The sequence below is a fragment of the Massilia aurea genome, assembly GCF_040790145.1.
In the GTDB taxonomy this organism is placed as follows: Bacteria; Pseudomonadota; Gammaproteobacteria; order Burkholderiales; family Burkholderiaceae_D; genus Telluria; species Telluria aurea_C.
Map to the genome: position 1 here is coordinate 1 of NZ_JBFMMP010000035.1, position 7,805 is coordinate 7,805.

The window sequence follows — 7,805 nt, forward strand, 5'->3', positions numbered from 1 at the left end:
CCGGCTGCCGGGTGCAATGCATCGAGCACCCGCAGGCGCTGTGGCTGGTTCAACAAGCGCAGCTTGCCGAACCAGCCCGTGAAACGAGGCGCTTTCATGGACCGCTCCTGTCGATGGCAACAGGGGTTGGACTGCGTAACAGCTCAGCGGTTCAGCTCTCGTCACTATTTAACGATAACAGCGCCAAGCGCTATGCAAGATGGCTGCGAGTGCTGCGAAATTGCATCATCGTCGCGCAATTGCCTACTGTCAATTGGACTTCATGCGACAATAAAGACATGAGCGATCCGGGCCGACCTACATCCATTTCCTCCGACGATGGGGGCATGCGCGCGCTGGTGCGCAGCCACGATTGGGCGGCAACCGCACTGGGCGAGGCGTCCGGCTGGCCGCCCGAACTGCGGGTGGCGGTCGAGCTGATGCTCGACGCCCGGCATCCGGCGCTGGTCGGCTGGGCCGGGGCGGCATCGAACGCCGCGCCGACGCGTGTGGCGGTGTTGTTCAATGACGCCTACGCGCGGCTGCTGGGCGAGGGCGGCCCGTCCGCGCTGGGCCACGCTCTGCCCGATGTGCTCCCCGACGCTTGGCCGCGCCTCGCGCCACTGGTCGACAGCGCCCTGGCCGGCGCGGCGGCTTACCTGGACGACGTGGTGCTGATCGCCGCCTCCGGCGCGCGCAGTTTCAGCGCCGCCTTCTCGCCGCTGCGCGACGCTGCCGGCAAGGTGCACGGGTACTTCCACACCGCATTCCAGATCGACGCCGGCGAACACCTGCGCGTCGAGGCGGCCCTGCAGCGCCAGGCGCACGAGTCGGCCGAGGCCAGCCGCCACCGCAGCGAATTCCTGGCCGTGCTGGCGCACGAATTGCGCAACCCGATGGCGCCGATCCGCACCGGCCTGGAGATCATGCGCCTGCGCGCCGACAGCCCCGAGACGATCGAGCGCGTGCGCGAAATGCTCGAGCGGCAGACGCGCCAGATGACGCACCTGATCGACGATCTGCTCGACGTCGCGCGCGTCACCAGCGGCAAGATCGACATCCGCAAGCAGCTGGTCGACCTGAATCGCGTGGTAGCCAGCGCGGTCGAGACGAGCATGCCGATGATCCAGGGCGCGCGTCACGTGCTCGACGTCGACATGTGGGGAGAGCCGCTGCTGCTTGACATCGACCCGACCCGCATCGCGCAGGTGATCAACAACCTGCTGACGAATGCGGCCAAGTACACGCCGCCCGGCGGCAATATCCGGCTGACGGTGCGCAAGGAGCGCAGCGGCGGCACTGGCGGCGGGCAGGCGGTGGTCTCGGTGACCGACAGCGGCGTGGGCATCCCGCTCGAGCACCAGGACACGATCTTCGAGATGTTCAACCAGGTCGGCCGTAATATGGGCCTGGCGCAGGGCGGGCTCGGTATCGGCCTGTCGCTGGTGCGCCAGCTGGTGGCGCTGCACGGCGGCAGCGTCAGCGCCGAGAGCCCCGGCACCGGGCTTGGCAGCACGTTCACCGTGCGCCTGCCGCTGGGCGCGCGCATGGCTGTCGCGGGTGACGACACGTCGCGGCAAGACCGCCGCACGGCGCAGCGCCGCACCTTCCGTATCCTGGTGGTCGACGACAATACCGACGCCGCCGAAAGCCTGTCGCTGCTGCTGCAACTGAACTCGCACGACATCCGCACCGCGACCAATGGCCGCGACGCGCTGGTCATGGCGCAGGAGTTCATGCCCGACGTTGCGTTCCTGGATATCGGCATGCCCGGCATGACCGGCTTCGAACTGGCCACGCGCCTGCGCGCCATGCCCGAACTGGCGCAGATGACCATCGTCGCGGTGACCGGCTGGGGCTCGGAAGAAGACCAGGCGCGCTCGCGCGAGGCCGGGTTCGACCAGCATTTCACCAAGCCGATTGCAGCCGAGACGGTGAGCCGGCTGCTGGCGGCGCTCGATTAAGCCTTAGCCTTACCGGGCCGCGCCGCCAGTGCGCTCGGCATCGATCTCGCGCTTCATCGCCCCCACGCTGCCCATGTATTCGGCCACCGGCACGTCGGGGCTGGCGCGCAGCTCGGGCGGCAGCAGCACCGGCATGTACAGCTCGTCGGCGGTGCGGCCATGGCGCTGCATGTTCCCCGCCAGGATCAGGAGCGAGGCCAGCACCGCGATCCCGGCGCAGGACAGGCGCAGCCGGCGCCGGAACTGCGGCGTGATCGTCGCCAGGTGGAAGTAGATCATCGCCGCCACCGTTACCACGATCGCGTGCGAGCCATACCCGGTGAGCCATTCGATCGACCACGCATAGGCCACCACGCTGGCGAGCAGCCGCACGCCGACCAGCGCGCTCAAGCCACAACCGAAAATGAACACGTGGCGGCCGAGGCGCGCGCGGCGGCCGAACAGGCGGTTGGAAAACGCCCACATGCCGCTCCAGGCCAGGCCGGCGCCGACCGCCACCGCCGGATACAGCGCGTAGCGTTCGGGGTCGCCGCCGGTGTCGAGCAGCCAGGCCGCCAGCAGCGCGGTCAGCACGGACAGAACGATGCCGGCGCCGCCCGGCAGCATGCCTTCCCAGCCGTGCATGGTGCGGTCGACCAGCTCGGGCGGCACCGGGTGCGCCGCGCTGCGGATGCGCAGTGACGTGTGCCCCATACGGACGATCGTGTCGCCACCCAGTTGCACTTCCTTGACGCGCCGGCCCTTGTGATTGATGCCGTTGCGTGTATCGAGGTCGCGCAGCAGCAGATGGCCATCGGCGCCCAGGTCGACCCGCGCGTGATGGGCCGCCGCGTACTCGTCGTCGACGATGAAGTCGTTGTCGTAGGCCCGGCCCAGGCGGATCGGCAGCGCGGTCACGCGGTGCCGGTGCAGCACTTCGCCGTTGCGCGCCAGCGTCTCGATGGTCCAGGGGCCGCTTATCTGGCTGCCGGGTTGGCCGCTCATCGGCGCACCGAACGCCCGAACGCGCCGAGATAGGCACGCGTGACGCGCATGCCGTTGTCATACGAGACGCCGGATACATCGAGCCGGCTTTGCAGGCTCGCCTGCGAGGCGTCGGTGCTGGCAGTGAGCAGCGTGAAGTTGTACAGTCCCTCGAACTTGCGGTAAGCGCGCACGCAGGTCACGGCGCGCAGCGGCAGCGTGCGGGTGTGCACGAAGCGCTCGGTGCAGAACGGCTTGGTCAGGCGTGGGTCGCCCGTGCTGCCCAGGTTGTCGACCTGGAAAATATCGCTGGCCAGCGTGGCAAAGCGCATCGGGTCCATCGTTCCCGAGCGGATATAACGGTGCGTCATCGAGACATTACCGGTCTGCTGCACGTCCGAGACGAATACCGCCGACTGCATCACGCAACTCATCGCGTCGACCGCATACGCCGCGCCGCGCGTGTTCGAGCGCCCCCAGCAGCGCACCTGGCCCGACTCCCGCACCGGCACCAGATACGGCCCCATGCCCTTGAGCGTCAGTGGTTCCTCGAGCAACCGGTCGACCATGCCGCCCTGGTGCGCCAGCAGCTGCTTGCCGATCAGGGGATTGAAGTCCGCTGGCGGCGCGGCCTGCTCCGCCACCTTGCGCAGCAGCTCCTGGGCATACATCACCGGCACCAGGAAACTGACCGATTCGCCGTCGCGCCGGCGCGAGACGTTGATGCCGGCCACCGTGCCACTGGCGGTCACGCTCGGGCCGCCGCTCATGCCCGAGTTGATCGGACCACTGAAGATCAGGCGGTCGTAGAAGCTGCGCGTGAGCACGCCGTTATAGGCGCCTTCCGAAATCGCGAAGCCCAGGTCGAGCGGATTGCCGAGCGAGTACAGGGGTTGGCCCTGGCGCAGTTTTACTTTTTGCTCGGGCACCTTGAAAAAGCCGCTACCGTTGCGGTTGATGCGGACCACGGCCAGGTCGTGCAAGACATCGACCGCCAGCAGTTCGACCGGGCCGGTATTGCCGTCGGTGTCGATGTATTCGGCCGTGTAGATGGCCGGGTCGAGCGCCATCTGCGAGACCACGTGGTAATTGGTCAGCGCCAGATTGCTGGTGCCGACCAAAAAGCCCGAGCCGACCGTGGACTGGGTGCGGCCATTCTTGAGCAGCATGCGGATCTGCAGCAGGTCGCCGCGCGCCGATTCGTACAAGTCTTGCGCGGCCGACGAGGGCTGGGGCAGGGCGTCCTGCGTGTCGGCCTCGCCGGGAATCAGCTCGGTCGGCGTGGCGGCCGGCGGCGTGTCGACGGCGATTTGCGGCACGGGCGCTGCGACCGGCGCCGGCGCCGGCAGCGCCGTGCGCACGGCAGCTCTGCTGCCTGTCTGCGCGGCGGCCGGCGGCGCGAACGCGTCCAGTGACGCAGCCAGCGCCAGGCAAGTCAGCAGGAAGGCAGATAAGCGTGCAAGGCAGGCCCGGGTCATGCGGTCACCAGGAAGCAGGAGAAAGACGCTATCTTGCCATCTGCGTGGCAGGCGCTGCGCGCGCTACGCAATCGGGGCTGGCGCTGCCGGGGCCACCGGCTCGCCCTGCTCGAGAGAGGTCAGGGGCGCCATCATGTGGCCGAGCTTGGCCTGCTTGGTATTGAGGTAGCTGTTGTTGTGGGCATTGCGGTTGACCAGCAGCGGCACGCGCTCGGTGACGGTGATGCCCAGTCGGGTGAGGGCGTCGATCTTGCGCGGATTGTTGGTCATCAGGCGCACCGCCCCGATGCCGAACTGCGCCAGCATCGGCCGGCACAATTCATAGTTGCGGGCGTCGGCGTGAAAGCCCAGCTGCAGATTGGCTTCCACCGTGTCGGCGCCGGCTTCCTGCAGGCGGTAGGCGCGGATCTTGTTGACCAGCCCGATGCCGCGGCCTTCCTGGCGCAGGTACAGCACGATGCCGCGGCCTTCCTCGGCGATGCGGCGCAGCGCGCCTTCGAGCTGGGCGCCGCAATCGCAGCGCTGCGAAAACATCACGTCGCCGGTGAGGCATTCGGAATGCACGCGCGCCAGCACCGGCTCGCCGCTACCGAGGTCACCCAGCGCCATCGCCAGGTGTTCCTTGCCGGTGGCCGCCTCGACCCAGGCGTGCAGCGTGAACTCGGCCCACGGTGTCGGCAGCGCGCACGAGGTGGCGTAGTCGAGCAGGGCAGGCGAAACGTTGGCAGGAATGGTGGCGGCGGCTTGCATGACGGTGATTCCAATCGATGACGATATACTTGTAGGGCGCAAGTTTATCGGAAATCCGGCGTGGCCGTGCGGAATCCCCCGGCCTCCGGGCAGGCGTCGATACTCGCCGGAGGCATTTGACAATGCGTGTTCGCAACAGATTTCAAGCAGGCTGGGTAGCCAACGGGATTTTTCGCATAACTATCAGTCGATAACCAAGAGTAGTATTGCCCTGGAGTACTACTCGCATGATACGCTCGTAAAATCGATACGCTCAGGTTATTCATGCTGACTTTCCAATCCTTGTTGCACCGTCTGACGCCACGTGGCCTCGGTGCATGGCTCGCTCTGGCGTTCACCTTGATGAGCGCCGTTCTCACGCTGCTGCTGGTCGAAGTCGTCGAACGCTCGTCGACGGCACAGGTCAAGAGCAGCATCGGCGCAGGGCTGGGCGAGATGGCGATGCAGACCGCCGACAAGCTCGATCGCGGCATGTACGAGCGCTTCCGCGAAGTGCGCCTGATGGCGCGCCGCAATGATCTGATTTCGCCGGCGACGAGCCAGGACGAGCGGCGCCGCATCCTGGCCGACATGCAGTCCACCTACGGTTACTACGAATGGATCGGCCTGGCCGCGCTCGATGGCACCGTGCTGGTCGAAGCACGCGGCCTGCTTGAAGGGAAAAATGTCGCCAAGCGTCCGTGGTTCACCAATGCGCTGACGGGTACCTATGTGGGCGACGTGCACGAGGCGGTGCTGCTGGCCAAGCTGCTGCCGGTGCAGGAAGGCGAACCGCGCCGCTTCGTCGACGTCGCGTTTCCGTTCCTTGGCGCCGACGGCCGGCCGGCCGGCGTCATGGGCACGCACCTGTCGTGGGAGTGGGCGCGCGAGGTCGAGCGCTCGATCATCGCGCCGGTGCAGACCCGCAACAAGGTGCAGGCGCTGATCGTCAGCGCCGAAGGCGTCGTGCTGCTCGGCCCCGAAGATTTGCTGGACACGACCGTCAAACTGGGCAGCCTGAACGCGGCGCGCGAAGGGCGCACCGGGTATGCGGTCGAGCACTGGCCGGATGGGCGCGACTACCTGGTTGGTTACGCGTCGACCAGGGCGGTGGGCGATTACCCCGGCCTGGGCTGGCACGTGCTGGTGCGCCAGGATATCCAGGATGCCTACGCGCCGGTGCGCGAGTTGCGCGAGCGCGCCCTGTGGAGCGGCGGCGTGCTGGCGCTGCTGTTCTCGCTGGGCGGCTGGCTGCTGGCGCGCCGCATCACGCGCCCGCTGGCGGCGCTGGCCAGTTCGGCCGACCGCCTGCGCCGTGGCGATACGCAAGAACTGGTGCCGGCCGGGCGCAGCTACACCGAGGTGCGCCAGTTGTCGGGCGCGCTCAATGCGCTGGTGGCGGCACTGGTGCAGCGCCGCGCCGAACTGCAGACCCTGAACGACACGCTCGAAGAGCGGGTCGACCGTCGCACGCGCGAACTGGAGCGGGCGCTGGTGGCGGTGCGCGCCAGCGAGGGACGCATCATCGCCATCGTCGAGGCGGCGCAGGACGCCTTCATCGCAGTCGACCTGCGTGGCATGATCGTCGACTGGAATCCGGCCGCCGAGCGCATGTTCGGCTGGACCCGGCACGATGCCGTGGGCTGGCCGCTGGCCGAAATGATCCTGCCCGAGCGCTATCGCTCCAGCATCGGCAAGGCGCTGCAGGCGTTCCGCCAGGACGGCCAGTTCATGCTGGCCCGGCGCATGGAGCGCACCGTGATCAACCGCCAGGGCTTCGAGTTCACGGTCGAAAGTACGGTGACGCTGGCAGGCGAAGGCGAGGATGCGTTCTTCTCGATCTTCCTGCACGATATCTCCGAGCGCAAGAAGGTCGAGCGCATGAAGAACGAATTCGTCTCGACCGTCTCGCACGAACTGCGCACGCCGCTCACGTCGATCCATGCCTCGCTGTCGATGCTTGACGGCGGCATGGCCGGCAACCTGCCGCCCGACGTGGCCAGGCTGATCGCCATTGCCAGCCAGAGCTGCGATCGGCTGATGCGGATGGTGAACGACCTGCTCGACATCCAGAAAATCGAAGCGGGCCATATGGAATACCAGCGCACCGCCCAGTTGCTCGCGCCGCTGATGCAGCATGTGGTCGATGCGATGGACGGACAGGCGCGCCAGGCGGGCGTCACGCTGCGGCTCGACCTGCCACCGGGCGCCGAGCGCGTCCAGGCCGAAATCGACCACGACCGCATGGTGCAGGTGTTGACCAACCTGGTGTCCAACGCGATCAAGTTCACGCCGGGCGGCAAGGCCGTCACGCTCGGCCTGGGGCAGCGTCCGGGCTGGGCGCGTCTGAGCGTGACCGATGAAGGCCCCGGCATTCCACCGGCGTTCCAGAGCCGCGTGTTCGAACGCTTCGCGCAAGCCGACGCCGCCGACTCGCGCCAGCGCAGCGGCTCGGGCCTGGGCCTGAGCATCAGCAAGGCGATCATCGAAGAGCATGGCGGCACGGTCGGGTTTGAAACCCGGGCCGGGGCGGGGACCCGGTTTACAGTGGAGTTGCCGCTGGCATGAGGTGAGGGTTTTCCACCGCTAACCTGAAGACCGTCGTTCCCGCCTCTGCGCACTGCTGTCCGGAATAATTTGCTTGACTTAGGAAGTAGGGGTTGCAGGCATTGGTTTACGAGGGTTAACCTCG

At 67.3% G+C, this 7,805-nt stretch carries 5 protein-coding genes; 2 read left to right on the plus strand and 3 right to left on the minus strand.

Annotation, left to right across the window (positions count from 1 at the left end):
• The first annotated feature begins 278 nt into the window (after positions 1–278).
• Entirely contained in the window at positions 279–1,943 is a 1,665-nt protein-coding gene (locus AB2N08_RS22780) for a hybrid sensor histidine kinase/response regulator (RefSeq protein ID WP_367613185.1), read from the plus strand.
• A gap of 9 nt (positions 1,944–1,952) precedes the next feature.
• On the opposite strand, the gene AB2N08_RS22785 is transcribed toward AB2N08_RS22780, so the two are convergent.
• From AB2N08_RS22785 to ribA, 3 genes are all read right to left on the minus strand, one after another.
• Positions 1,953–2,927 (minus strand): FHA domain-containing protein, encoded by a 975-nt coding sequence (locus tag AB2N08_RS22785; RefSeq protein WP_367613186.1) that lies wholly within the window; start codon positions 2,925–2,927, stop codon positions 1,953–1,955.
• Positions 2,924–4,384 (minus strand): S1 family peptidase, encoded by a 1,461-nt coding sequence (locus AB2N08_RS22790; RefSeq protein ID WP_367613187.1) that lies wholly within the window; start codon positions 4,382–4,384, stop codon positions 2,924–2,926. The genes AB2N08_RS22785 and AB2N08_RS22790 overlap by 4 nt, the downstream gene beginning before the upstream one ends.
• A gap of 63 nt (positions 4,385–4,447) precedes the next feature.
• The gene (gene ribA, locus AB2N08_RS22795) at positions 4,448–5,134 is read right to left on the minus strand and encodes a GTP cyclohydrolase II (RefSeq protein WP_367613188.1); all 687 of its coding nucleotides are present in this window, start codon (positions 5,132–5,134) and stop codon (positions 4,448–4,450) included.
• Between the two features lie 264 nt (positions 5,135–5,398).
• On the opposite strand from ribA, the gene AB2N08_RS22800 reads away from it, so the two are divergent.
• A complete protein-coding gene (locus AB2N08_RS22800) occupies positions 5,399–7,681 on the plus strand; it encodes an ATP-binding protein (RefSeq protein ID WP_367613189.1) in 2,283 nt (760 codons plus the stop codon).
• The last annotated feature ends 124 nt before the right edge of the window (positions 7,682–7,805 follow it).